A 24862-nucleotide genomic window follows, 5' to 3' on the forward strand; every position below is an offset into this window, starting at 1 on the left:
CCCACCCTTGCACACCCGATTCTCGCTGCTGCAGCGTTTCCTGACAGGACATCACCGGCGGGCTGCCCCTGGTGCGGCTCCTGCATCCGGGCGCCGTCCGCGGGCCGTTCGGACCGTCTTCGGCATGGCGCCTGGGCGGTGCGGCGGTGCGCGGCGGATGCTGGGGGCGATGCCTCCCACCGTGCAGGAGGGGCCCGTGAACGAGATCGGCCCCCGAGAAACCCGCCGGCCCCAGCCGTCCGGCGCGGCCCGGGCGGACGGAGCGGGCGGTGACGGCGAAGGCCAGGCCGGGGTCATCGGCATCGGGCTCGCCGCTGTCCTGACGTTCGCACTCGCGCAGGGTTCCTGGCAGTGGTTCGCCACCTACATCGGGGTGACACTGTTCGCGGTGGTCTTCGCCTTCCGGGGTCAGCCCGAATGGAGGCCCGGCATCCGGACGGCGTACCTGCGCGCCCTGGTCGCCTACTCGCTCGTCGTCGGGCTGTGCGCGGCGATCGCGCTGGCCCCCATGATGCAGCGCTGGGAGTGGCTGTTCCCGATGCCGGGCACGCGCAGCGGCTGTGAGGGGCTCGGCAGGTACGAGGTGATCCGCACGCGGGCGGCGGTCGCGGGCCTGGCCGCAGGCGACGGCGCCGCGGTGGCGTACGCGCAGGAGGCCCAGCGCCGCAAGGCCGTCGCCGAGTGCCTGGCGTCCACGACGACCCTGTGGCTGCCGGTGTACGGGGCCGGGGCGGCCGTGCTGGTGGGCGCGGGCGCCTGGTCCCTGGACCGCAACCGCTCCAGGAAAACCTCCCGACCGGCCCCCTCCCGACCAGGGACGGGGGCGGGACCGGAGTCGGGGACAGGGGCGGGGCCGGGACCGGAGTCGGGGACAGGGGCGGGGCCGGGGCCGGGGGGCGCGGGACACCGGTAACCCGCCACCCACCACCCACCGCGCACCGGCTGGCGGCTGGCGGCTGGCGGCTGGCGGCTGGCGGCTGGCGGCTGGCGGCTGGCGGCTGGCGGCTGGCGGCTGGCGGCTGGCGGCTGGCGGCTGGCGGCCCACCCTCCTTGCCCTCCCTCCTCCTTGCCCTCCCTCCTTCCTTTCTTCTTCTTTCTGTTGGAGGTCTGGCGTCGCGTCGCGTCGCCGGGGTTGGGGCGGGTGCCGGGGGTAGGGTGCGGGCCGTGTCCGGGGATCAGCGCGACCTCGTCGGTTACGGTGGCGAGCCGCCGCATGCCGCCTGGCCCGGCGGTGCCCGCGTCGCGGTCAGTCTTGTCCTGAACTACGAGGAAGGCGGGGAGCAGAGCGTCCTTGAGGGCGACCGCGCCTCGGAGGGGTTCCTTCACGAGCTCGTCGGTACGCCGCCCGTGGTGGGCGGGCGTGATCTGAACGCCGAGTCGATGTTCGCCTACGGTGCGCGCGCCGGCTTCTGGCGTGTCCACCGCACGCTCACGGCGCATGGTGCGCCGCTCACCGTCTACGCGGTGGGCCGGGCCCTGGAGCGCAACCCTGCCGCGGCGCGCGCGATGGGCGCCGCGGGCTGGGAGGTGGCGGGCCACGGCTGGCGCTGGATCGACTACCGCCACGTGCCCGAGGAGGTCGAGCGCGCCGACATCGCGCGCACGGTCGCCACGATCGAGCGCCTCGTGGGACGCCGGCCCGTCGGCTGGTACACCGGCCGGACCAGCCCCGCCACACGGCGCCTGGTCGCCGAGGAGGGCGGTTTCCTCTACGACTGCGACGACTACTCGGACGACCTGCCGTTCTACGTGCAGGCGGGCGGCCGCCCGCACCTCGTGGTCCCGTACAGCCTGGATACGAACGACTTCAAGTTCCTGATCGTCCACGGCTTCACAACAGCCAACGACATGCTCGCGTATCTCATCGACACGTTCGAGGTGCTCCACGCCGAGGGCATCGAGCGGCCGCGGATGATGAGCGTGGGCATGCACTGCCGGATCATCGGCCGGCCCGGGCGTATCCGCGTGCTCGACGGGTTCTTGAAACACCTTGCGCAGCGGGGCGGGGCCTGGATCGCCACCCGCGAGCAGATCGCACACCACTGGCTCACCACCCACCCACCCCCACCCCCGCGCTGAAATCCTTACGGAAACCCGGAACCGACCCGAAAACCCGCAGCCCCAGCAGCGGGGCAGCCCGGAAGCAAGCCGGGATCCGGGGGGCCGGGGGCCGGGATCCGGGGGGCCGGGGGCCGGGATCCGGGGGGGCCGGGGGCCGGGGGCAACCCGGAGACGACCCGGGCCCGGGACGGGAACCGGAGGTCCGGGGACGGCCCGGGGCTCTGGGAGCCGGAAGCGGCCCGGGAGTCCAGGGGTCCGGCTAGGATCCGGCGGCGGTCCGGGGGGCCGGGAACCTGGAGGCTACCCAGAGCCGGGGGCCCGGAGGTGGCCCAGGGCCGGGGGCCCGGAGGTGGCCCAGGGCCGGGGGCCCGGAGGTGGCCCAGGGCCGGGGGCGCGGCAGCGGCCCGGAGGTGACCCGCGAGCCTGGGAGCCCGGGGCGACCCGGGAACCGGAGGTCCGGGGCAGCCCGGAGCCGGCCCGGAGGCCCAGCAGGCCAGAGGCGACCGCGACCGGCAACCCGGCGGGGGTCCGGGAGGCAACCCAGAGCCTGGGGCCCAGCCGGGGCCCGGAGGCGGTCCGGGGCCCGGGGGCCTGGGATCCGGAGGCGACCGGGGAGCCCGGGAAACCCGAAGGCATCCCCAGGGCTCGGCGGCGACCGAAAAACACGGGGGCCCGCAGCGGCCCAAAAGCACGGGAGGCCGAAGGCGACCCGGCGACCCCGGAACCGGAGGTCCGGAGGCGGCCCGAGGCTCTGGGAACCGGAGGCGGCCCTGGGCCCCAGAGGCAGCCCGGGGGCCGGGGTCCAGGGGTCCAGGGGTCCGGCGGCGGTCCGGGGGCGGGGAACCCGGAGGCAACCCCGGGGTCCGGCGGCGACCCAAAAACACGGGAGGCCGGAGGCGACCCGGCGACCCGGGAGCCGGGGGTCCAGCCCGGAGGCGGCCCAGAGGCCCGGGGACCGGAGGTCCGGAGGCGGCCCGGAGGTGACCCCCGAGCCTGGGAGCCGGAGGCGACCCGGGAACCCAGAGGCAGCCCGGGAGTCCAGGGATCCGACGACGCCCCGGCGGCGGTCCGGCGGCGGTCCGGAGGCCCGGAGGCAGCCCCGGGGCCCGGCCGCGACCCAAATCACGGGAGCCCGGAGGCGACCCGGGGTCCCGGGGCCGGGGTCCGGAGGCGGTCCGGGGGCGGGGGCCCGGCAGTGGCCCGCAAGCCTGGGAGGCGGCGGCGACCGGGGAGCCCGGGAAACCCGAAGGCATCCCCGGGGCCCGGCAGCAACCCAAAAGCCCGGGAGCCCGGGGCGCCCCGGCGACTCGGGAGCCGGGGATCCGGCCGCGGCCCGGAGTCGGTCCGGGGTCCCGGGGCAGGGGTCCGGAGGCGGTCCGGGGGCGGGGGCCCGGCAGCGGCCCGGAGGTGACCCGCGAGCCTGGGAGCCGGCGGCGACCGAGGAGCCCGGGAAACCCGGAGGCAGCCCTGGGGCTCGGCGGCGACCCAAAACACAGGAGCCCAGCGGCCCAAAAGCACGGGAGGCCGGAGGCGACCCGGCGGGGGTCCGGGAACCCGGAGGCAGCCCCGGGGCTCGGCGGCGACCCAAAAACACGGGAGCCCGGAAGCGACCCGGGGTCCGGCCGTGGCCCGGCGGCGACCCGGGAGGCCGGGGGCAGCCCGGAGGCGACCCCGGGGTCCGGCCGTGGCCCGGCGGCGACCCGGGAGGCCGGGGGCAGCCCGGAGGCGACCCCGGCCCCCGGCCCCAGGGCCCGGGGGCCTGGGGCCGGGGGCCTGGGGCCGGGGGCCGGGGGCGGTCCGGGGGCCGGGGGCCGGGGGGGCGTCGTCCACTGGTGTGTCCGGGGTTCATCGCGAAGTCCTGGGTCCGCTTCACCCAGGTGCCGCCAGGCGCCTTGCAGCACGGGCCAGTGGATGTCCCTGTGCGCGGAAAGAGGCACGTTCAGGCCCGTTCCCACGCGAAGACCGGGCCCGGACGGTGAGGCTCTTGCGGTCGAGGGTCCGCGCGCAGACCCGGATCCAGACCTCGCCGTTCCCACCGGGATGCACACGGTCAGGCGGAACCGGGCGGTGTCGCCCTGCTGGTCGGGGATCTCCAGCCAGGCGTACTCGCCGAACAGCCGCGGCCGGCCCCCGGAGAAGGCCGTTGGCCGTCCCCCACGACGTCCACGAGCAACTTGACGGTGATCTCGTTCCCGCTGTCACCCGGAAACCCGGCCACGGCAGCCGGCAGATACACGAAAGACGCCCGGCCGGGAGAATCCCGGCCGGGCGTCTTTCACGTCCGCTGTCCGTCTGCTGTGTACCGGCGGCTTAGTACCAGTGGTTGGCGGACCAGAAGTTCCAGGCGCCAACAGGGCTGCCGTAGCGCTCGTTCATGTAGTCCAGGCCCCACTTGATCTGGGTGGCCGGGTTGGTCTTCCAGTCCGCGCCCGCGGAGGCCATCTTCGACGCCGGCAGGGCCTGGGCCAGGCCGTAGGCGCCGGAAGAGGCGTTGGTCGCGGTGTAGTCCCAGCCACTCTCATGCGAAATGATCTTGTCGAAGGCGGCGAACTGGGCCGGGTCCTTGATCATCTGCTGGGCGATCGCCTTGGCGCTCGTCGGGGCAGCCTGCGCGGGAACCGCGGCAAGCATGGAACCGGCGACGCCCAGGGCGAGGACGGAACCCGCGAGGGCCTTCTTGGAAACGGCGATGCGGCGGATGACGGTGTTGGACACGGAGGAAACCTTCCGACGGGGACAAGGGCGGTCGCGGCATGCCGAAGACATGCGTGAGCCACTCACGCAAAGGAGAGGGGATCCGCAGGCAGCGGGTGAAGCACCCGTGCCGCCCGGCGACACATCCAGTTCTACCGACCCCCCCACCACCCTGGCAACGACCCCGCCTACTAGCCGCCCTCGCAGCCACACCCCCACCACCCCACCCCCCGACACCAGACATCCACCCAGGCCAAACCCCCACCAGAGGGGCTGCAACAAACCCCCCAGGGACTACTACCCCAGGCCGTATGTGACGTGGGCCCTATGGGACGCCTCACCCCCAACCCACCCCAACCTCACCCACCGTCACCACACACCCCCCTTCCATAAACCAACCCAACTCCCGGAACCACACCAAAACCGAAGAACACGGACGGCCCGAAAACCCACCACCCACACCCACCACCGCCCCGCACCCGCCGTGCCCACCGGGCCCACCATGTCACCCGCACCCGCCGTGCCCACCCGGCCTGCCACGCCTTGCCCACCCACCGCACCCGCCGCACCCGCCGTGCCCACCGCGCCCACGGCACCCACCGCGCCTGCCGTATCCGCTGTGCATGCCGTACCCGCTGCGCCTGCCGCGCCGCGCTGCACCTTCCCCACCCGCCGCACCCACCGCGACCACCGTGCCTCCACGTCTGCTGTGCCCGCCGTGCCTGCCGTGCCTGCGGTGCCTGCGGTGCCTGCGGTGCCTGCGGTGCCTGCCGCAGCGTCTCCGGTAGTGCGGCGCGCCGGTCGGGCCGCCCCGGAAGGCCCCCGTCGCTCAGCCGCCACCCCCACCACCGCTGCCACCGCTGCCACCGCTGCCACCGCTGCCACCGCTGCCGAGGACGGCGACACCCCGCGGTGCGAGGCATCACGCGACAGACGAAGGGGCCGGCGGGCGCCGAGCAGGCCCCGACGGCCGGCCCGCAGCGCCACCCCTGCCCGTCCCCGACATAGCTGAACAACATGAGAACGCCATGAACAGCACCGATCCCGGACCGGATCCCGGCCCGGATACCGGCCCACAGACCCACCCCACACAGCTCCCACAACACCACCCGAACCCCACCACCCCGGCAGCCCCCACCCTGCCCACCCACCCGGACACAAACCCACCCGACCTCCGGCGCCGCGGTGCTCGCCGCCGACGCCGACGCCCACGCGATACGCCGCGCTGTGACCACCCGCAAGACGCGACCGCAGCAGAACACAGATCCCCCGTGGTCAACGGGTACGGCGGGCGCGAGAACAGCGAGCGCAGACACGCACGGCATCGGAACGGGCGGGCACGGTGGCAGCGGGAACGGCGCGCGGCGCGGTGGCAGCGGGGACGGCGGGCGCAAACACGTCCGGCTCGGGGACGAGCGGGCGCGGTGGAGACGGGGCGGGGGTGGGGGCGGGCACGGGCGGACGCGGGGAGGGAAGGCGCGGGAACGGGCGCGGTGGTAGCGCAGGAGTAGTGGCGGAGCGGGAGCCGTGGAGCTGTGGGCGGGGTCCGTAGCGCGGCCGGAGCAGGCCGGATGCGCGGGGTACCCGGCTCCGCCAGCCGCCCCGCACTGCGCGGACACCCCCATGTCCGGGCCCGTAGGCAGCAGCCCGGTACGGACAGCCCCCTATGCAGGCCCGCAGGCGGGAGGCCCCAGTGCGGCGGACACCCCCTTAGGCGGGCCCGCAGCCTGGAGGCCCCGGTGCGGACAGCTCCATCAGGGTGTGTCCGCGTCCCGGCGGGGCCTGTGCCGGAACCGGACCGGGGCGCTACAAGTATCCGGTGGCCACGGCACCACACCTGACGACGCGCTTCAGCCCAGCCAGGCCCCTCCCGCCGCGGCACCAGGCCGGCAGCCGCCACCCTGCCAGGAACCCAGCAACGCCAGGCGGGGCGACCACACACCCCAACCAACCGGGTCACCAAGCCGAGTTGATGACGCTCGTTGACATCGGCTGTGGCGGATGTTTCGTGACGGTCATGGCGGCTGGGCGAGGACGAGGGTCCGCAAGAGAGCGAAGGAGGCTCGGCCGTATGGTGCGGGCGTCAGCGGAGATCTGCTCGTCGTCACCTTGCAGCCCAGTCGTTGCTGGTGCCTCCGCGGTTTAGGCAGCGCCTGTCTTGTCGTTGATCTGGAAGGTGATTACGTCGACTTCGTCGGTTCCAGCGAGATCTGGGTAGTGGCCCTTGAGGCCTTCGCGGAGTTCGGTTGCGGTCGTCAGCCCCTCGGCTTGGGCGTCCTGATTGGTGAGGTCGCTGACCAGGCAGTGCCTGATGCCGGTCACCTCTGCCAGCAGGATGACTTCGGGGTCGCTTTCAAACACCAGCCGTGCCGGCCCGAGCTGGGCCGGGTCCCGGAAGCGGGTTGTCTTGGTCTTGGCGCCAGAGCGGACGTCTTCAAGGTAGCGGGGGTTGAACCGGATGATCGGGGGACCGGCCGTCTCGGGGTCTTGGTAGAGCGATGGGTCGAGACCGTTCATGCCTTCCGGCGTCCATCGCTGAGTCAGCGGCATCAGGTCGGCGGCGAGAACGGACCTGGGCCCCGCGGGCGTGGGCACGATGACGCGCATGGTGGGGTAGTAGTCCACGAAGACCTGCCGATCGCGCCCGCACGGGCCGACGACCCCGCGCCCGTGGTTTCCCACGGCAACGATGCAGCGCATCTGGCGGGCGCCCTGGGCTCGCGCGGCTCCCAGAGCCACGAGTTCGGCGCAGGGTCCGCCGGTGAAGTGGTAGAGGTTCACGCCGGCGAACATCCGGTAGTCGGCAGCCATGACCGCGGCGCCCATCGTGTGGATCCCGTCTTCGTCGGGCCCCGCGTCGGTATGCGCGTCTATGGTGCGGCGTGCCAGCTCCACGAGCTCACGCTCATCATCATCGAGAGCTCGTGCAGATGGCGGTACGTACACGTTTTCAGCCTTCCCTCTTGTCAGCAGTCGCCGAAGATCATTCCACGCCACGCAGGTGGGTTCCACAGCATTTCGGCTTGCCTTGACTGGCCCCATGGCGGTCCCGCGGGCAGGGACGGAGCGGCCTGGCTGAGGCTGGTCGTGGTCACGGACGACGATCCCGGGCCGCGGCTCTGCCGTGGCTGTAGTGGACCATTGATGCCGACGGTGAAGACGGCGGCCGGTGTTCTGCACGTCGGTGTGCCGTTCGCGGCACTGGCGACGGATGCGGCGGGCAGGCGCGAGGGCCCGGGCGGTGCAAGGTGCCAGGGCTGCCAGCTGCTGATGAGACTCCTTCACAACGGCTGTGGCGGATATTCGTGACGGTCACAGCAGCTGGCGAGGACGAGGGTCCGCAGGAGCGCGAAGGAGGCTCGGCCGTATGACCGCCGTTTGATCAGCTTGATCCTTGTGACCTGGCCTTCGACTGCGCCGGAGTTCCAGGGCAGGGTGAGGCCGTTCACGACGGCGTCCCAGTCGTTCTGAAGGAAGGCGGCGAAGCCCTGGACCGGTGAGGGCCCGTGATCGAGGGCGCGGGTCATCCAGGCGGTGAGGTCGTCGCCGCGACATTCCGGCGCCCGCCCAGCGGGCGGTGCACCCCGGCCACCGGCCAGCCGACGAAACCCACAAAGCGTCCCATAGGGCCCCGCCTAGGCCACCGACACCCCACCCCCTGAACAAACCAGGCACACCGAGCACGCCGGGCCATTCGACGACGTCTACGGCGGCCTCACCTCCCAGGCCAGCCGACAGGTCCTCCTCGGCTTCCTCCGGAAGGACACGTGACGCTGCCGAGGTCCGGGACCGTACGCGCCTGCCCCTTCGCCGCCGGCTCCGGCTCCAGCCCGGCTCGGCAGGTGGGGAGCCGGCACCAGCGCTCATGGCGGTCGCCGCAGGCCTACCGCAGGGCGGTCACAGGCGCCAGTACGTGCCCGCATGGGAATCGACGTGGACCACGTGCCGGCCGACGCGCACCACGTGGTGGTCCGGGCCGGACCAGGATCCGGTGGCACCGGCTGCGCCGGGGAGCGGGGTCCAGATCTCCAGGAAGGTGCTGCCGTCCGGGTTGGTGCCCCGCTCGACGAGGTTCGCACCCTCCCACCGGAAGGTTCCGGTGTCTTCGCCGGGCTCGCCCGTGAGGTGGTGGAAATGCACCTGGGAGCCGTCGAAGGACGTCGTTCCGGCGAAGCCCCGGCTGTCGGCGTAGTACGACCCGGCCTGCAGCCACACCACTTCACGGTCCTCGAGAAGGGGTCCGCCGTTGCGGCTGATGCCGCGCCGCAGCCAGGCGCCGTGATCGGGTACCGGAACCCCTCCCGCCGGCACGGCCTCAGGCCCGGTCATCGGTGGTGGCGGGGTCGTCCACGGCCAGGAGGGTCAGCGGTACGTTGCCGCGTACTGCCTGCGAGTACGGGCAGACCGCGTCCGCCCGGTGCAGCAGGGGCTGAAGGTCCGCCGCCCGCCACCCCGGCAGGCTGACGGTGAGGGCCACTGCGAGGCCGTAGCCCGCGGGCGTGTCCGTGGTGCCGAGCTGCACTTCGCAGGCCACGTGCGCGGCGGAGGCATCCGCCCCGAACTCGGCGGCGACCTCCGCGAGCGCGGACGTGAAGCAGGCGGCGAAGCCGGCCGCGAACAGCTGCTCGGGGTTGGTGGTGCCGGGCACCTTCTTGCGCGGCGGGGCGAGGCGGACGTCCAGCCGCCCGTCGTCCGTGCGGACGGATCCGGTACGGCCACCGGCGGCATGTGCGGTCGTCCGGTACAGGCTGCGGGTGAGTGGCACGGTCATGGGTTCGGCCCATCTTGCTCGACGAGGACGCTGCCCGGGTGCGGACAGCGGTCGGCGCTGCTCGTGCAGCACCTCTCGCGTCGTCGTGCGTAACCGGGTACGGCGCATCTCGTCCGGGGCCTTGGATCCGGCCGCCGGACAATCTAGCAACGGTGGCGGTCGGCCGGGGCCTCGCCCGCGGTGAAGTTCCTCACCCGCTGGACGCGGGCCGGTACCGGCTGCGGTATGCCCCCGGCGGCATGCCTTCCCACCGGGTGAAGGCGCGGACCAGGGACGTCGCGCCGCTCAGGCCGACGAGGGGGGCGATCCGGTCCAGCGGCAGGACCGTGGTCTCCAGCAGCCGCCTGGCTCGGCCGCGGCGGGCTGCGTCGAGGAGCGCGCGCCATGACGTGCCCTCCTCGTGCAAGGCTCTGCGCAGGGTTCGGACGCTGAGGTTGAGCTCCTTGGCGGGGCCCTCGGGGCCCGCGTCCTCGAGGGCGGCCCGCTCCAGCCACTGCCGTACGCGCTCGGCCACCGTCACCGCCGCGCCGGCGGACAACTGGTGCAGGAGCCGGTCGGCGTAGGCCCGGTGCAGGGAGTTGAGCACCGGGTCGTAGAGGGGGCGGCGCCTGTCGAGGTCCTCGTCGGCGACCGTGATCGCGTTCTCCGGGGTGTCGAATGTGACGGGGCAGCCGAGGACGCGGGTGTAGGGCTCGGCCGAGCCCGCGCGGGGGTGGGCGAACGACACGGCCAGGGGCGCCCAGTCGTCGCCGGCGATCCAGCGGGCCGCCCGCACGATGCTGCTGACGACCGCTTCCACCTGCTGGGGGCGCATGGCCGCCGGGCCGACGGTCGGCCGGTAGCAGATCCGGCCGACGCCGCTGCGGCGGTCCAGGGTCACCGTGCCCGCCTGGCTGACGAGGGGGTGGTAGCGCTCGGCCGCCTGCGCGGCGTCCGCGAGGCTGGCGGAGGTGAGGACGAGGTGGCCCAGGATGTGCAGGCCTTCCGGCCGGATCCGGTCGCCCACGAGGAGCCCGGTGTGCGGGCCGGCATCCCGGGCGTCGAGCACCTCGTCCCACAAGGCGCGCATCTCGCCGTACTCCAGCCGGTCCGTGGGCAGGGCCCAGGAACCGGACGGCCCGCCGCTGCCCTCTGCCGTCGCGCTCAGGACGGCGAGGGCGTACGACGCGGTGACGGAGGGCGACCCGGTGGTGGACACGGCCGCCAGTCAATGCGGGCACACCACCCCCGTCAATACCGTCCGCCGCGGCGGGACGACCGCCGGGGGCGGGTTCGGAAGTCAACGCATTGGCCGCCGGAGTGAATGACGGGGCCGCGGGCCGCTCCTAAGGTCGGCCTTCGGACACCGAGGGGATCAGGGTCCCTCGGAGCGCCGGGATGCCGTGGAATCCGGAGAATCCGGAGAATCCGGAGAATCCGGGGAATCCAGGGAATCCAGGGAAACCGGGGGGAAGCGGGCTGCCCTGATCACCACCGCTCAGAGGAGTACGCCGTGATTCTCTTCCTGCTCCCCGCAGGCGACTACGACCCGACCGAGGCCGCGGTGCCCTGGGCCGCATTGCGGGACGCCGGCTTCGAGGTGCGGTTCGCAACCCCAGGCGGGAAGGTCGCGCTCGCCGACCCCAGGCTCACGGACCTCGGCTTCTCCTGGCTGTCGCCCTGGCTGATGACCCGCCGCGCCGAGCTGGCCGCCTACCGGCGCCTCACCGAGGACCCCCATTTCCTCGCCCCCACCTCGTACGCGGATGTCGACCCGGCCGGGATCACGGGCCTCTTCGTACCGGGCGGCCACGCCGCGGGCATGCGGACGCTGCTCGAGGACGCCACCGCCCAGCAGTTGTTCGCGCGGATCTTCACTCAGGGTCTGCCGGTGGGAGCCGTCTGCCACGGCGTACTGCTCGCTGCCCGGGCCACAGATCCCGCCACCGGGCGGTCCGTCCTCCACGGCCGGCGGACGACGGCTCTCACGTCCCTGCTGGAGTTGACGGGTTGGAACCTCACCCGGTTCTGGCTGGGGCGCTACTACCGCACGTACCGCACCACCGTGCAGCAGGAGGTCACCGCGGCGCTCGCCGATCCGCGCCACTTCCTCGCCGGCCCGCCGCTGCCCGTCCGCGACACCGCCGCCCGGCCCGGACGCGGCTTCGCCGTCAGGGACGGCAACTACGTCTCCGCGCGGTGGCCCGGCGACTGCCACCGGCTGGCGGCGGAGTACCTGGCCCTGGTCCGCGCCCATGCGGCGGGAACGGTAACGCACCACCCGGGTTGAGCCCGGCCCCACATCGCGCAGGCCGGCGCCCGAAGACCATCTCCGCAATGTCATGAACGCTTCATGCAAGGGATGGGAGGGATGGGAATGAATCCACGAAGAGCCTTCGGACGAAGCCGCTACCTGTTGGTCGGCCTGGTCCTCGCGATGGTCACCCTGGTACTCGGCCCAGCGGCCGCCGGCGCGTCGGCGGGTCCGCAGTGGTGGGAGCCCGTGGCGCGCCCGGCTCCGGACTCGCAGGTCAACGTCACCGGCGAGCCGTTCACCGGGACCGACGCCCAGGGCCGGGTCCGCGGATACGTCGACGCGCACGTCCACCTGATGTCGAACGAGGGCTTCGGCGGACGCCTGGTCTGCGGACAGGTCTTCTCCACGGCAGGGGTGGCGGACGCCCTCAAGGACTGCCCCGAGCACTACCCGAACGGCGTCCTCGCCCTCTTCGACATGATCACCAAGGGCGGTGACGGCCGGCACGACCCGAACGGCTGGCCGGCGTTCCGCGACTGGCCGGCCCATGACTCGGCCACCCACCAGCAGACCTACTACGCCTGGGTGGAGCGGGCCTGGCGGGGCGGCCAGCGGATCCTGGTGAACGACATGGTCACCAACGGAGTCATCTGCTCGCTCTACTTCGTCAAGGACCGCGGCTGCGACGAGATGACAGCGATCAGGCTGCAGATCCAGAAGACGTACGAACTCCAGGCCTACGTCGACGCCATGTACGGAGGCGCGGGCAAGGGCTGGTTCCGCGTCGTCACCGAGCCCGACCAGGCACGCAAGGTCATCCAGGAGGGCAAGCTCGCCGTCGTCCTCGGGGTGGAGACCTCCGAACCGTTCGGCTGCAAGCAGGTGCTGGACAGCGCCCGCTGCACCATGGCCGACATCGACCGCGGCCTGGACGAACTGCACCGGCTGGGCGTGCGCAGCATGTTCCTGTGCCACAAGTTCGACAACGCCCTGTGCGGAGTCCGGTTCGACTCGGGCACCCAGGGCATGGCCATCAACGCCGGCCAGTTCCTTTCGACCGGAACGTTCTGGAGCACGGAGGCCTGCCCCGGCCCCGAGCACGACAACCCGATCGGCTTCGGGCTCGCCGCCGGACTGGCGGCCGAGGGGCATGAGCACGCGGGCGCCGCCGGGACGGCCGGGAACACCAGCGACACCGGCAGCACCGGAGCGTCGCAGGCAGAGGCCGAGGCCCGGATCCGCGGCGCCCTGCCGGAAGGCGTGGAACTCCCGCAGTACGGCGCCTCCTTGCAGGCGGCGCAGTGCAACCGCCGGGGCCTGACCGCGCTGGGCGAGTACGCGGTGCTGGGCATGACGAAGCGCAGCATGATGCTGGAGATCGACCACATGAGCGTCAAGGCGGCGAACCAGGCGCTGCGCGTCCTCGAAGCCGAGCGCTACTCCGGTGTCCTGTCCACGCACGGCTGGATGGACGAGAACTGGACGGAGCGGGTCTACCGCCTGGGCGGCTTCATCACCGGCCACATGTACGAGGCTCCCGCGTTCACCGCCGAGGCGCGCGAACACGCAGCCCTGCGTACCAAGTACGGCGCCGGGTACGGCATCGGCACCGACATGAACGGCTTCGCCTGGCTCCCCGGGCCCCGGGCCGCGGCCGGAAACCCCGTCCGGTACCCCTTCCGCAGCCCCGACGGCGGCTCGGTCCTCGACCGGCAGGTCACCGGTTCGCGCGTCTGGGACGTCAACACGGACGGCGGTGGCACCCACTACGGCCTCGTACCGGACTGGATCGAGGACATCCGGGTGACCGGCGGCCAGGACGTGGTGGACGAGCTCATGCAGGGCGCCGAGGGCTACCTGCGCACGTGGGAGGGCGCCCGTGGACACAGCACCCCCTACGCCCCCCTGGTCCGCGGCTACCGGCCCCACGCCGGGCACCTGGCCTCCTCACGCCCCCTGCCGTCCGGGTTCACCCACGAGGCGGTCTGGAAGGTGCTGCGGGATCCCGCGCCCGGGACGGTCCGGCTGTACGAGTGCAAGGTGGCGGACCACTCGCTGCTGACCCCCGATCCGGGGTGCGAGGGCCAACAGCCCCTCGGCGCGGTCGGATACGTGTACACCAAGGCGGTGCCGGGCTCGGTACCCCTCTACCGGTGCTACATACCGTCCGTCTTCGACCACTTCGTCTCCAACAGGGCCGACTGCGAAGGGCCGTACTCGAAGGAGGGCCTGCTCGGCTACGCCATGGCGGTGACCGCACCGTAGCGGCAAGCGTCAGGGTGCCCCCGGAACGTGCGGCCCGGGGGCACCCTCGCGTTGATCCGCGGTCAGCGCGGGGTGAGGAGGCAGAACTCGTTGCCCTCCGGGTCGGCCAGAACCGTCCAGTGAATTGCAGACTGGTCAATACCGGGGTCGGTGGCGCCCAGGGCACGCAGTCGGGCTTCTTCTGCTTCCATGTCCTCACCGGGGTACGGGGCGATGTCGAGGTGGACGCGGTTCCACACGCTCTTGGTGTCGGGCGTGCGGACGAACTCCAGGTAGGGGCCGACGCCCTTGGCGGAACGCATGGCCGCCTGGTCGTCGGTGACCTCGCGGACCGTCCAGTCCATCGCCTCGCCCCAGAACCGGGCCATCGCCCGTGGGTCGGTGCAGTCGACCACCACCGCGGCGATCGGCCCGGTGTCCTGGTAGATCGGACGGGGTTCCAGGACGCAGAACTCGTTGCCCTCCGGATCGGCCATGACCGTCCAGGGGACGTTGCCCTGACCGACGTCGGCGAGGGTCGCGCCCAGATCCTGCAGGCGCGCGACCAACTCCGCCTGATGGGCGGTCGAGGTGGTGGCCAGATCAAGGTGTACCCGGTTCTTCACCGTCTTGGGTTCCGGGCGGGCGATGATGTCGATGCAGACGGCCGCGGGGTCGGGGTAGGCGAAGCCCACGGGTTCGAGGTTCGTCACGCCGGGTGCCTCGCTGTCGACACCCCATCCGAGTGCCTCCGCCCAGAACCGGCCGAGCACGGAGTCGTCATGGGCCTTCATATTGATCTGTACGAGTCTTGTCGCCATGCGGGAGATCCTAAAACCCGCCGTCGGTCAGGGCCACGGACGGGACCTCTGGGGGGCCGCAACCTCGGTTGTGCCGGGCGCGGCCCCCGTGAGGCCGGTCAGGCGCCTTCGTCCAGGACCGTGCGGATCAGCGCGCGCTGGGCGTCGGACAGGTAGGAGTCCTGGAGATCGAGCACCTCGTCGTCGACCGTGATCCGGTAGTGATAGCCGTCGGCCAAGGGGGCGACTGCCCGTTGCGCAAGGTCCTCGAGCTCCGCCGCGTCCGCGCGGCCCAACGTATTGAGGGCGCGGAGCTTCTCGTAGCCGGCGAAGCCTCCCGAGCGGGTGACTGTGATCAGCATGACTGCCTCTCCCTGTTCCCAGTGGTGTCACTCGGCCTGCGTGTCGCAGCCACTTCCGCGGATGCCCCGAACACCGGACCTCAGTCGCGGACCGGCGGAAGGTCGCTGCGAACGTCCGGAAAGCGCCGCTGCGCGGCCGGCCCGTCGGGCCGCTCACTCGATGAAGAGACTCCGGCCGTGCGCGATGGTGACCTGTCCGGCGAAGATCGGGTGCACGACCTCGCCGCCGCAGTTCGGGCCCGTCCAGACCCAGGCCGTGCCGTTCGTGTAGTTGGAGACCTCCGACGGGGCGAAGTCTCCCAGCGGGAAGCAGCCGTTCGGGTTTCGGTTCGGCGCGCCGTCGATGAGCAGCACTCCCTGAGCGGCCTGTGCGGTGCCTGGGGTGGCCAGCGCCAGCATCGCGACCGCCGCCCACGCGCCGAGAACCCTTGCCGTGCGTCGCATCATTCGCCTACCTCATTCCTCTCCCCTGACCAGCTGTCATGACCGAGAGTAGGGAGAAGACGAGACGTTCCATGGGCGCAGTGCGCGGTGGCGAAAGGCAGCGGTGATCGACGCTAAGGCCCGGTCGCAGGCGGCGCACGGGACCCGTAGCGGTGCTCGCGTCGCGCAGCTCCCGGACTTCTCACACGAACGGGTGACATGTCGACGAGGCGGTGTACCACCCCACCTCGAGGGCCGTGCCCCGTACGTTCTCCGGGCGGTCCTCTATGTTGACTTCGTGATCTTGCCCTGAGGGCGGCGGAGAGCCGTCGGGGGCGCGTGGGGACTCAGTGTGGGAGGCCGGGTTGAGCGGTGTGTCGTTCGAGCAGATCGAGTGTTTCGACGAGGTTGTAAGGCAGCTGGACGAGGTAGTGCCTGTTTACCAGGAGGTCTATGCGGAGCCGCCGTACCACGAAGGGCCCCAGGACGCCGTCGACTTCCTCGGGCGGGCCCGGCGGCAGGCGACACAGGACGGCTTCCGCCTCGTCATGGCGCGAGCCGGCGGCGGCGAGGTCGCCGGCTTTGCGTACGGCTTCTGGCTCGCCGCGGATACCCGCTGGTGGAGCGCCGTGCGGGAGCCCCTCGGGGAAGCCTTCGTGAAGGAGACCGGCCGGAGGACCTTCAACCTCGCCGAGCTCGCGGTGCGGAGGGAGTGGCGCCGGCAGGGCATCGCCGCAGAATTGCACCGGCGTCTCATATCGGGCCTGGAGGCCGAGCGGATCGTGCTCACGGTGCGGCCGGAGGCCGAGGCGGCGCCTGCACAGACGGCGTACGGAGCTTGGGGCTACCAGAACGTGGGCCGGGCTCGGGACAGGGATGCGTCCCCCGGGTACGACGTCATGGTGCTGCCTCTGCGCTGAGGAGCGGCCGCGGCAGGGCTCCCTCGCCGCAGTCACGGCCACGCCCGGGTGGCGGCCTTCACCCATTCGGGCCAAGCGGAAGCGGTCGGCTGCGGCGAATGGCCCAGGATCCCGACACCAGACAGGCGGTGAATCAGTTGAGATGCCTAACGTCACAGGCAGACGCATCGGTTCACGGAGCTTGCGGAGGTGTCATGTCCCATCGAGGCCGCTGGCTGGCGGGCGCCTGCACCAGTACGGTCGCAGCCGCCCTGCTCGTCACCGGGGGCGCCCTCGCCCCACCCGCGCGAGAGGCCTCCCGCAGTGGTGGCGGGGCCGAGGTCGCCGTGGGCGCCTATCTCCACTACGGCTCCCCCGGCGTCGAGAGGATGCAGGGGCTCTCGCACTGGCTCGGAGGTACGGCCCTGCGCGCCGGGCACACCTACCTGCCCGGCGACACCTGGTCGAACATCGAGGGGGCACCCGAGTCCCTGCGCAGCTGGGCACGGTGGCGCAACGCGAGGGCCGATCGGCTGTTCGTCCTCAACGTGCCCATGCAGGAGCACAACGAGGACGGCGTCCCCGACCACCGGATCGCCGAGCTGATCCGTTCCGGCGCGCAGGGTGACTACGACCACCACTTCCGGCGGCTGGCCGAGCGTCTGGTCGACCTCGGGGTGCCGGACACGGTGATCGTGCTCGGGTGGGAGATGAACGGCTTCAACTACACCCACCGATGCCGGCCCGACCCCGAGAACTGGAAGAGGTACTGGCGGCGCATCGTGGCTGCGATGCGCTCGGTGGAGGGGCAGCACTTCCTCTTCGATTTCGCCCCGAACCGAGGCATCGACTCGATCGCCTGGACCAAGTGCTATCCCGGTGACGACGTGGTCGACATCGTCGGCATGGACTCCTACGACCAGCCGCCCGGCGACAGCTTCGAGGAGCAGGTTGAGCAGCCCTACGGACTCCAGAAGCATGTCGACTTCGCGAGGGAGCACGGCAAGCCGATCTCGTACCCCGAGTGGGGGCTGTTCCGGAACGGCGACAACGCCGAGTACATGCGGGACATGCTGGCGTGGATCGCCGACCACAAGCCGATCTACCACAGCATCACCGACTACTGCCCGCACGGCGTGTGGCAGTGCGGGCAGAATCCGCGCTCCGCACGGGTCTTTCGGGAGTTCCTGTCCACCAGGCAGGGCCGCGGGGGGCCTTCCGGCTTCGGCCGTGAGGACTACAGGGCCCGGCCGGAACCGTGAGGCGGGGCCCGGCGGCCGGCGCCGACTGCCGGGGTGGAGTGGGGTGGGAACGGGCGCCCGGAGCGCGGAGCCCGTCAAGCCCCTGTCCGTGACAGGTGCGCAGGCGGCACCGGCGCCCTGCGGTGCTTGATGTTGACGACCGAGGCCTTGGCCAGTGCCACGGGGTTCAAGAAGCGCAGCGGACTGATCAGCCGGGATGCGAACAGATGCATGTGCCGCGCCGCCGCGTCGTCGCGCGCTGCCGCCGAGAACATCAGCCGCTCCACGGGATTGAACGGACGGGCCGTGGCGAAATCGGCGGCCAGGAACTGGTAACCGCGCAGCCGGCGCCGGTGCCTGCGTTCGTACACCGTGAGCGACCGGTCGAGGTCGCCCCGGCCGGTTGCGGCCGGTGCGACCGCCTCGGCCAGCCATTGCGCGGACTGCAGGGCCCACCCGCATCCCACTCCCCACAGGGGGTCGCCTGTGAGGGCGGCGTCGCCGATGAGCGCGACGCCCGGTGCGGTCTGCTTGCGGCTGTGCAGCGGGTAGTTGACTGCGCCGATGATCTTCGTGACGCGTTCGGCGGAGTCGATGGGCGGCGCCTCGGGCAGGGCACGGATGAAGGAGAGGAAGCTGCCCTCCAGGTCTTCCCGGAAGGCCGGCAGCCGCTTCTTGTCCGGGAGCACGGCCATGACCGTCACCCCGTCGTCGTTGGGGAACGCGTACGCCATGTCGGGTTCGAGGAACCAGGTCTGGCCGATCCCGCCGTGCAGCGGAAGGTTGCGGAAGTGCGCGAGATAGCCGAACCGCGCGTTCTCGTACTGCTGGACAGGAACATCGGCGAGCTTCGCCACGGCCGAGTCCTTGCCGTCGGCGCCCACGACCAGGCGGGCCCGGATCTCACGCTCGCCCTGCGGGGCCGACGCGCGCACGCCCGTGGTCCGTCCGGCCTCCCGGACCAGGCCGGTCACCTGATGACCGAGGAGCAGATCGACGCCGGGGGTCTCCGACGCGCGGGACCTGATCAACGGGTCGAGGATGCTGCGCCGGATGTTGTACGCGTACGGCAGCTCGGGGCCCGCCGGCGCCGCCCTCGGCTCGATCCATCCCCAGCGGGTGTACCAGCGGGCCTCGTTGCGGACGGCCCCCGCCTTCTCGATGGCGGGGACGAGGCCGAGTTCGTCCAGCACCGGGTAGGCGTTGGCGGTGATGGAGTGGGTGCACAGCACTTTGTACGCTTCGGGGTCCGAGCGGCGTTCCAGCAGTGCGACGCGGACACCGCGTCGAGCGAGCAGGATCGCCGCGGCGCTGCCGGCCAGGCCGGCTCCGCTGATGACGACGTCGTAGTCGTATCCCGCGCTCTCGGGCTTGGTCATGTGCCGATCGCTCCCTTCGGGGTGTGGTGCCGTTCATGGGAGTGACACAGGGCCACACCTGTCAGGCACATGACCAATCATAGGGAGCTGTGATCGGGTGACGCGTGATCAGGCTTCGGCGGTCTCCTCCGAGCGTTCGGCCAGGGGCCGTTTGGAACGTCGCGAGGGAGGACCTACCCGGCGACAGCCGGTCCGACGGCCTGTTCCAGGGCTTCCAGGACGGTGTCCCTGAACAGCGTGGCCTTGTAGCCGGTCTGCGGCAGGGGCCGGCACCGGGCGAGTACCGTCGCGGCGGCCGCGGCGAGGACCGCAGGGGTGGCCTCGCGGCCGACCAGGGCGGCTTCCACCTCCGTCAGCCGCAGCGGGACGCGCGCCACCCCGCCCGCCGCGACGGCGGCGTGCGTGATGGTGGAGCCGTCGAGGGCGACCCGGGCGGTGGCCTCGACCAGGGGCCATTCGGCGTGGGCCCGGCTGATGGCCCGGTGGCAGGCGGCGCGTTCGCCGGGCAAGGGCGGCGGCAGGAGGACCGCGGTGAGGATGCTTTCCGGCGGCAGGAGGTGGTCCGTGCGGAAGAGCCGGTCCCCGTCCCCGTACAAGTCGGCGACGCCGCGCGGGGATTCGCCGTGGATCTCGGCTTCGGCATCGTAGGTGAGCAGCGCCATCGCGAGGGTGGACGGATGCGGGGCGACACACGGGCCGGCGCCGCTGACCACGCCGAAGTGGTGGTCGCCCTCGCGCGCGGGGCAGCCGGTGCCGCCCTTCTGGAGGCAGCCGACGTGCGGATTGCGGTAGTAGCAACAGCGGTTGCGCTGCAGCAGGTTGCCGCCCAGGGTGCCGGCGGCGCGGATCTGCGGAGTGGCCGCGGTCCCGGCCGACACCGCGAGGGCCGGCCAGCCGGCGCGCACCTGCGGATCCACGGCCAGCACGGCGAGGGTGGTCAGGGCGCCGATCCGCAGCCCGCCGCCGGGGAGCGGCGTGCAGCCGCGCAGGTGGCCGGCGCCGTCGAGGTCGGTGAACGGCCCCCGGGAGACGCCGCTGCGCTGCCGGGCGGTGGTGTCGGTGCCACCGGCGCGCAGCTCCCCGCCACGGGCCAGGACGGCGGCCGAGAGGTCTGCGAGGTCGGGTTCGGTGCTCACGTGCCCAGTCCTTCCAGGAGCCGGTCGGGGCGGATGGGCATGTCGTACGGGCGCCATCCGGTCGCGTCGTGGACCGCGTTGGCCAGGCACGCAGCAGTGGGCAGGGTCGAGATCTCGCCGAGACCGACGCCGCCGCCGGGGACGTGCTCGAAGCCCTCCTGATGGAAGTGGACGGTGATCTCGGGGGTGTCGCCGATCCCGGGAATGCGGTAGTCCTCCAGGTTCTCGGTCAGCACCCGGCCGGTGGCCGGGTCGCTGCGCCGCTCCTCGTACAGGGCGTAGCCGATGCCCTGGACGACGGCGCCCTCGCACTGGCTGCGGGCCAGCCGGTCCTCGTGGATGCGGCCCGCGGCGATCCCGCTCCACACGCTCAGCGGGCGGATCCGGCCGAGGCGTGTGTCCACCTCGACCTCGGCGACCTGCACCGATCCGGTGAAGCCGCGGCCGATGGCGATGCCGCCCAGGGTGAAGGGGGTGACGAAGCCCCGGCGGTCGCGGGGGCGCCGGCCGGTGACCCGTACGCCGTGCGCCGAGTCGAGCTGGGCAGCGACGTCACCGCCGCCGAGCGCCTCGCGCAGCCGCGCGGCGGCATCCGCGGCGGCGGGCGCGATGGAGGGCGTGGTGCGGCTGCCGCCGGAGGTGGGACCGTGCACGGCGTCGCTCTGACCGACCTCGGCGCGCACCCTGTCCTCCGGTACGCCGAGGCCCTCGGCGACGGCCCGGCGCAGCACTGTCCGCGAGCCCGTGCCCATGTCCTGGACGGCGCAGCGGGCGACGACGGTTCCGTCCTCGACGGTGAGTTCGACCTCGGTGGCGGGATCGAGGAAGTACAGCCAGTTGGCCGCCGCGACACCGACGCCGCGGCGGAACCGCCCGGTGCCGCCGCGGGGTCCCGACCAGACCGGAAGGGCTGCGGCCCGGTCGTACAGGGCGTGCCGCTTGGGGTTGCCGTCCCAGCGGCGGCGCAGGGCGATCGGGTCCTGGCCGAGCCGGTGGGCCATCTCGTCGACGGCCTGCTCCAGGGCCCAGCACATCGTGGGGCCGCCCGGGCCGCGGAAGGGGGCGCCCGGAGGGCGGTGGGTGAGGGTGTCGAAGTCGCGGAGCCGACGTGGGGCCTTGCCGTACATGAACCGGGCCAGTGACGCCACGGAGCCGCCCACCGAGACGCCGCCGTCGCTGTCGGCGTCCATGGCCAGCGCGCTCAGGTCGCCGGCCGCGTCCGCGACCATCGCCAGCCGGATCCGGGCGCCGGGCCGGTAGCCGCCGTCGGTGAGCTCCTCGTCCCTGTCCAGCGCCACCCGCACCGGGGCGCCGTGCAGCCGGGCCAACTCCGCCGCGGCGACGACGTCGGAGGTCAGCCCCATCTTGCAGCCGAAGCCGCCGCCCACGTGGACGGCCCGCGCGATCACCCGTTCGGGGGGCACTCCGAAACGCTCGGCGGCGAGCTCGGCCACGCGTTTCACCGACTGCGTGGACACCTCCAGGTGGAGGGTGCCGTCGACCCACTGGGCCAGGCAGGCGTGCGGTTCGAGCGGGGTGTGTGTCTGGGCGGCGGTGGTGAACACGCCCTCCACCACCCGCTCGGGGTTCCGGGACCGGGCCTCGGTGATACGGCGTACGGCCGTGGCGGGGCGCTTGCTCATGGCGGACGGGCCCCGCAGGTTGCCGCGCCATCGGGCGGGCACCAGCTGGGGGGTCTCGCCGGCCCCGGGCGCCCGTTTGCGCGCCGCCTTGTCCTCGTAGACCAGCGGGCCCTCGCCGGTCCGGGCCTGGCGTACGTCGAGGGCCGCCGGCAGCACCTCGTAGTCCACCCTGACCTGCGCCGCGGCCGCCCGAGCGGTGGCCCGGTCCTTCGCCGCGACCGCCGCCACCGGCTGCCCGACGTACCGCACCACGCCGTCGGGGGGCAGCAGCGGCACCAGCGGGCGGTCTCCGGCCTCCAGGGAGCGTACGTGTGCGTGCGCGTGCGGCGAGCGGATGATCACCCCCTCCAGCAGCCCCTCGGGGCGCAGGTCCGTGGTGTAACGGGCCGATCCGCCGGCCTTCTCCGGGGCCTCGGCACGCGGAACCGCCGGCGTCTCCCCACCGGCGGGCTCCGTGTCGTATTCGCCGGCGCACGCCGCGGCCACCGCCCTGAAGATCCCCTCGTACGCGCCGCAGCGGCACAGGTGGCCCGCCAGCGCGTCCGCGATCTGCTCCCGCCCCGGACGGGTGCGGCCGTGCTCCGCACGCCGCCGCTCGAAGAACGCCGCCGCCTCGACCACGAACCCCGGGGTGCAGTAGCCGCACTGGAGGGCGTCCTCGCCGGCGAAGGCACGCGCCACCGGGTGACCGGACAGGCCCTCCACCGTCGTCACCCGCCGGCCGGCCAGCACGACCGCCGGTGTCAGGCAGGACACGCGGGGCTCACCGTCGACCTGGATCGTGCAGGCCCCGCACACCCCGCCCGCGCAGACCAGCTTGGTGCCGGTCAGACCCAGCCGGTCCCGCACCACCTCCACGGCGGCCGGGTCGTCGTCCACGTCCACCGCGCGCCGGGCGCCATTGACCTCGAACTCCACGAGACGTACTCCTCAGCCGTGGGGGCGGGGCGGCGGCCGTCGGGCCTCGCGCTCACCTTCACGCTCCTTGATATACCGCTCACGGGGTCGGCGCAGGTCGGCGCGCGCCCGGCCGGGGCGTCTCTCTTCGGATCCCGGCGATTGAGCCAGACCGGCGGGAGTCGGACGGTGGCCTCCCGGATCACCGGCAGTTGTACGGCGCAGCACGCGACCGGCCGGACATCACTGCTCTCGTCACGGCTCTCGTCGCTGCGCAGTGGAGCGGATGATCAACCGGCCGCGTTCGGGGGCCGGCCGGCGCGCCATGAGGCAGCGCAAGCGGTTCAGCCCTGCCCCGGGCTGCGGAAGAGCACTGCCCGCTCGCCCACCCGCTCAGAGCCGGCCCAGTTCCTCCTTCAAGTCGTCCAGCCCCAGGGAGCCGAGCGACAGTGCGGCCATGTGCCACCGCTTGAGGTCGAAGTCCGCGCCCTGTTTCGCCCGGGCCGTCTCCCGGCCCTGCAACCAGGCCCGTTCGCCCAGCTTGTAGGTGATCGCCTGCGCCGGCCGGCCCAGGTAGCGGACGATCTCACTGTCCAGGTACGCGGGCGGGCGGCCGGAGTAGCGGCCGAGGAACTCCCTGGCCAGGGCCGGCGTCCAGCGCCGGCCGGCGGCGAACGGCGAGTGCGCCGGGATTTCGAGCCGCAGGTGCATGCCGAGGTCGACCACGACCCGCAGCGCGCGCATCATCTGGGCGTCGAGGTGGCCGAGCCGGTCCTGCGGCTCGGTGTAGAAGCCGAGTTCGTCCATGAGGCGCTCGGCGTACAGCGCCCAGCCCTCGGTGGTGGCGCTGATCTTGCCGACCTTCGTCTGGTAGTGGGAGAGGGACCCGGCGACGACCGTCCAGTGAGCCAGCTGGAGGTGGTGGCCCGGCACCCCCTCGTGGTACCAGGTGGACACCAGGTGGTGGGTCGGGAAGCGGGTCCGGCCGAGCGTCGGCAGCCAGGTGCGGCCCGGGCGGGAGAAGTCCAGCGAGGGCTGCGTGTAGTACGGGGCGGCCGCGCCACCCGGCGGCGCTATGCGGGACTCCACGCGCCGGACCGGCTCGGCCAGGTCGAAGTACGTCCCGTCCAGCGCCTCGACGGCCTCGTCCATGAACGTCTGCAGCCACAGCCGTGTCTCCTCCACGCCCTCCACGGCGCGCCCGTGGCGGTCGAGCCAGGCCAGGACCTCCCACGGGTCGTCCGCACCGGGCCGGATCCGCCCGGCCTCGGCGCGCATCGCGGCGAGCAGCCGGTGGAACTCCGACCAGCCGTACGCGTACGCCTCGTCCGGATCCACCTCGGCGCCGGTGTACGTGCGGGCGAAGCCGGCGTAGCGTTCGCCGCCCACCGCGTCCGGCTGCCCGTCGACCCGCCCGGCGTACACCTGGGCGAACCAGTCGCGCAGCTCGGCGACCGCGCTGGTGGCCGCCCGGGCCGCCGCCTCGACCTCCGGGCGCGGGCCGCCTTCGGGGGCGTCGGCGGCCAGTCGGCCGAAGCCGCCTTCGCCCAGCCACTCGTTCAGCTGCGCGATGTTCTCGGCCACTTGCCGTGGTGCCGCCGGCAGGCTTCGGCGTACTCCCTCGCCGAGCGATTCCCGGTAGCCGGCCAGGGCGGCGGGCACCGCGTTCAGGCGTCGCGCGACGGCCCGCCAGTCCTCTTCCGTCGCCATCGGCATCAGCGAGAAGACCTTGAGTACCTGGTGCAGCGGCGAGGAGAGGTTGTCGACCGCCCGCAGGTGCTCACCGGCCTCGAACTGCGCCAGCTCCGCCTCGAGCCGCTCCTTCAGCAGGGTCGCGCACCGCCGCTCGACCGCGGTGTCCGCGCCCGGCGCCTGCTCGGCGGCCGTGAGCTGCGCCAGGGTCGAACGCGCGAGCTCGGCCACGGCCTGCCGGCCGGCCGGCGAGAAGTCGGGGAGCGCGCCCGAAGCTCCGGGCACCCCCAGGGCGGTGCCGACGATCGGATCGAGCTCGACCAGGGCGTCGACGTATGCGTCGGAGATCCGACGGGGCAGGGCGTCCGGTTGCTTCAGCACCCG

19 protein-coding genes and 1 riboswitch are annotated in these 24862 nt (G+C 72.8%); of the genes, 6 read left to right on the top strand and 13 right to left on the bottom strand.

All coding sequences use genetic code 11. From position 1 onward, the window contains the following. Positions 1 to 196: 196 nt before the first annotated feature. Both OG472_RS01090 and puuE read left to right on the top strand, forming a co-directional pair. Positions 197 to 913, top strand: a complete 717-nt coding sequence (locus OG472_RS01090; protein ID WP_405940662.1) for a hypothetical protein — start codon at positions 197 to 199, stop codon at positions 911 to 913. Between the two features lie 251 nt (positions 914 to 1164). Further along, entirely contained in the window at positions 1165 to 2079 is a 915-nt protein-coding gene (gene puuE / locus OG472_RS01095) for an allantoinase PuuE (protein WP_405940663.1), read from the top strand. 2292 nt (positions 2080 to 4371) lie between these two features. Here the strand turns inward: puuE and OG472_RS01100 are convergent. The 6 genes from OG472_RS01100 to OG472_RS01125 all read right to left on the bottom strand — a co-directional run bounded on the left by OG472_RS01100 (position 4372) and on the right by OG472_RS01125 (position 10724). Beyond that, a complete protein-coding gene (locus OG472_RS01100) occupies positions 4372 to 4827 on the bottom strand; it encodes a transglycosylase SLT domain-containing protein (protein ID WP_405940664.1) in 456 nt (151 codons plus the stop codon). A gap of 2070 nt (positions 4828 to 6897) precedes the next feature. Beyond that, entirely contained in the window at positions 6898 to 7650 is a 753-nt protein-coding gene (locus OG472_RS01105; protein ID WP_405827064.1) for an ASCH domain-containing protein, read from the bottom strand. 386 nt (positions 7651 to 8036) lie between these two features. After that, complete coding sequence (locus OG472_RS01110; RefSeq protein ID WP_405827065.1) at positions 8037 to 8282, bottom strand: transposase; 246 nt, start codon at positions 8280 to 8282, stop codon at positions 8037 to 8039. 370 nt (positions 8283 to 8652) lie between these two features. Further along, positions 8653 to 8973: a hypothetical protein gene (locus OG472_RS01115; RefSeq protein WP_405940665.1), complete on the bottom strand. Its 321-nt coding sequence runs from the start codon at positions 8971 to 8973 to the stop codon at positions 8653 to 8655. A gap of 97 nt (positions 8974 to 9070) precedes the next feature. Next, complete coding sequence (locus OG472_RS01120; protein WP_401614576.1) at positions 9071 to 9526, bottom strand: Ohr family peroxiredoxin; 456 nt, start codon at positions 9524 to 9526, stop codon at positions 9071 to 9073. A gap of 74 nt (positions 9527 to 9600) precedes the next feature. Beyond that, positions 9601 to 9662, bottom strand: a riboswitch (guanidine-III (ykkC-III) riboswitch). Between the two features lie 54 nt (positions 9663 to 9716). Continuing rightward, entirely contained in the window at positions 9717 to 10724 is a 1008-nt protein-coding gene (locus OG472_RS01125) for an AraC family transcriptional regulator ligand-binding domain-containing protein (RefSeq protein WP_401614578.1), read from the bottom strand. 294 nt (positions 10725 to 11018) lie between these two features. On the opposite strand from OG472_RS01125, the gene OG472_RS01130 reads away from it, so the two are divergent. Beyond that, a complete protein-coding gene (locus tag OG472_RS01130) occupies positions 11019 to 11795 on the top strand; it encodes a type 1 glutamine amidotransferase domain-containing protein (protein ID WP_401614580.1) in 777 nt (258 codons plus the stop codon). An 87-nt stretch (positions 11796 to 11882) separates the two neighbouring features. Continuing rightward, the gene (locus OG472_RS01135; RefSeq protein ID WP_405940666.1) at positions 11883 to 14027 is read left to right on the top strand and encodes a hypothetical protein; all 2145 of its coding nucleotides are present in this window, start codon (positions 11883 to 11885) and stop codon (positions 14025 to 14027) included. Positions 14028 to 14089: 62 nt separating this feature from the next. Here OG472_RS01135 and OG472_RS01140 read toward each other — a convergent pair whose 3' ends face one another. The 3 genes from OG472_RS01140 to OG472_RS01150 all read right to left on the bottom strand — a co-directional run bounded on the left by OG472_RS01140 (position 14090) and on the right by OG472_RS01150 (position 15615). Further along, positions 14090 to 14827: a VOC family protein gene (locus OG472_RS01140; protein ID WP_401614584.1), complete on the bottom strand. Its 738-nt coding sequence runs from the start codon at positions 14825 to 14827 to the stop codon at positions 14090 to 14092. A gap of 98 nt (positions 14828 to 14925) precedes the next feature. Beyond that, complete coding sequence (locus tag OG472_RS01145; RefSeq protein ID WP_383576851.1) at positions 14926 to 15168, bottom strand: protealysin inhibitor emfourin; 243 nt, start codon at positions 15166 to 15168, stop codon at positions 14926 to 14928. 153 nt (positions 15169 to 15321) lie between these two features. Further along, positions 15322 to 15615, bottom strand: a complete 294-nt coding sequence (locus OG472_RS01150) for a hypothetical protein (protein WP_401614586.1) — start codon at positions 15613 to 15615, stop codon at positions 15322 to 15324. 350 nt (positions 15616 to 15965) lie between these two features. Between OG472_RS01150 and OG472_RS01155 the strand changes: the two genes are divergently transcribed. Together OG472_RS01155 and OG472_RS01160 are read left to right on the top strand one after the other, a co-directional pair. Further along, the gene (locus tag OG472_RS01155) at positions 15966 to 16511 is read left to right on the top strand and encodes a GNAT family N-acetyltransferase (protein ID WP_405834727.1); all 546 of its coding nucleotides are present in this window, start codon (positions 15966 to 15968) and stop codon (positions 16509 to 16511) included. 194 nt (positions 16512 to 16705) lie between these two features. Further along, positions 16706 to 17752 carry a glycoside hydrolase family 26 protein gene (locus OG472_RS01160; protein WP_405827067.1) on the top strand — a complete coding sequence of 349 codons (1047 nt, stop codon included), beginning with the start codon at positions 16706 to 16708 and terminating at the stop codon, positions 17750 to 17752. A gap of 74 nt (positions 17753 to 17826) precedes the next feature. Here OG472_RS01160 and OG472_RS01165 read toward each other — a convergent pair whose 3' ends face one another. From OG472_RS01165 to OG472_RS01180, 4 genes are all read right to left on the bottom strand, one after another. Further along, on the bottom strand, positions 17827 to 19110 hold the full coding sequence (locus OG472_RS01165; RefSeq protein ID WP_405940667.1) for an NAD(P)/FAD-dependent oxidoreductase: 1284 nt from the start codon (positions 19108 to 19110) through the stop codon (positions 17827 to 17829). Between the two features lie 173 nt (positions 19111 to 19283). Next, positions 19284 to 20246, bottom strand: coding sequence for an FAD binding domain-containing protein (locus OG472_RS01170; protein ID WP_405940668.1), 963 nt, complete (start codon positions 20244 to 20246; stop codon positions 19284 to 19286). Next, a complete protein-coding gene (locus OG472_RS01175) occupies positions 20243 to 22807 on the bottom strand; it encodes a molybdopterin-dependent oxidoreductase (RefSeq protein ID WP_405940669.1) in 2565 nt (854 codons plus the stop codon). Before OG472_RS01175 ends, OG472_RS01170 begins: the two co-directional genes overlap by 4 nt. A gap of 372 nt (positions 22808 to 23179) precedes the next feature. After that, the gene (locus OG472_RS01180) at positions 23180 to 24859 is read right to left on the bottom strand and encodes a DUF885 domain-containing protein (RefSeq protein WP_405940670.1); all 1680 of its coding nucleotides are present in this window, start codon (positions 24857 to 24859) and stop codon (positions 23180 to 23182) included. Positions 24860 to 24862: the final 3 nt, after the last annotated feature.

This window comes from Streptomyces sp. NBC_00207, assembly GCF_045160965.1.
Classification (GTDB): domain Bacteria; phylum Actinomycetota; class Actinomycetes; order Streptomycetales; family Streptomycetaceae; genus Streptomyces.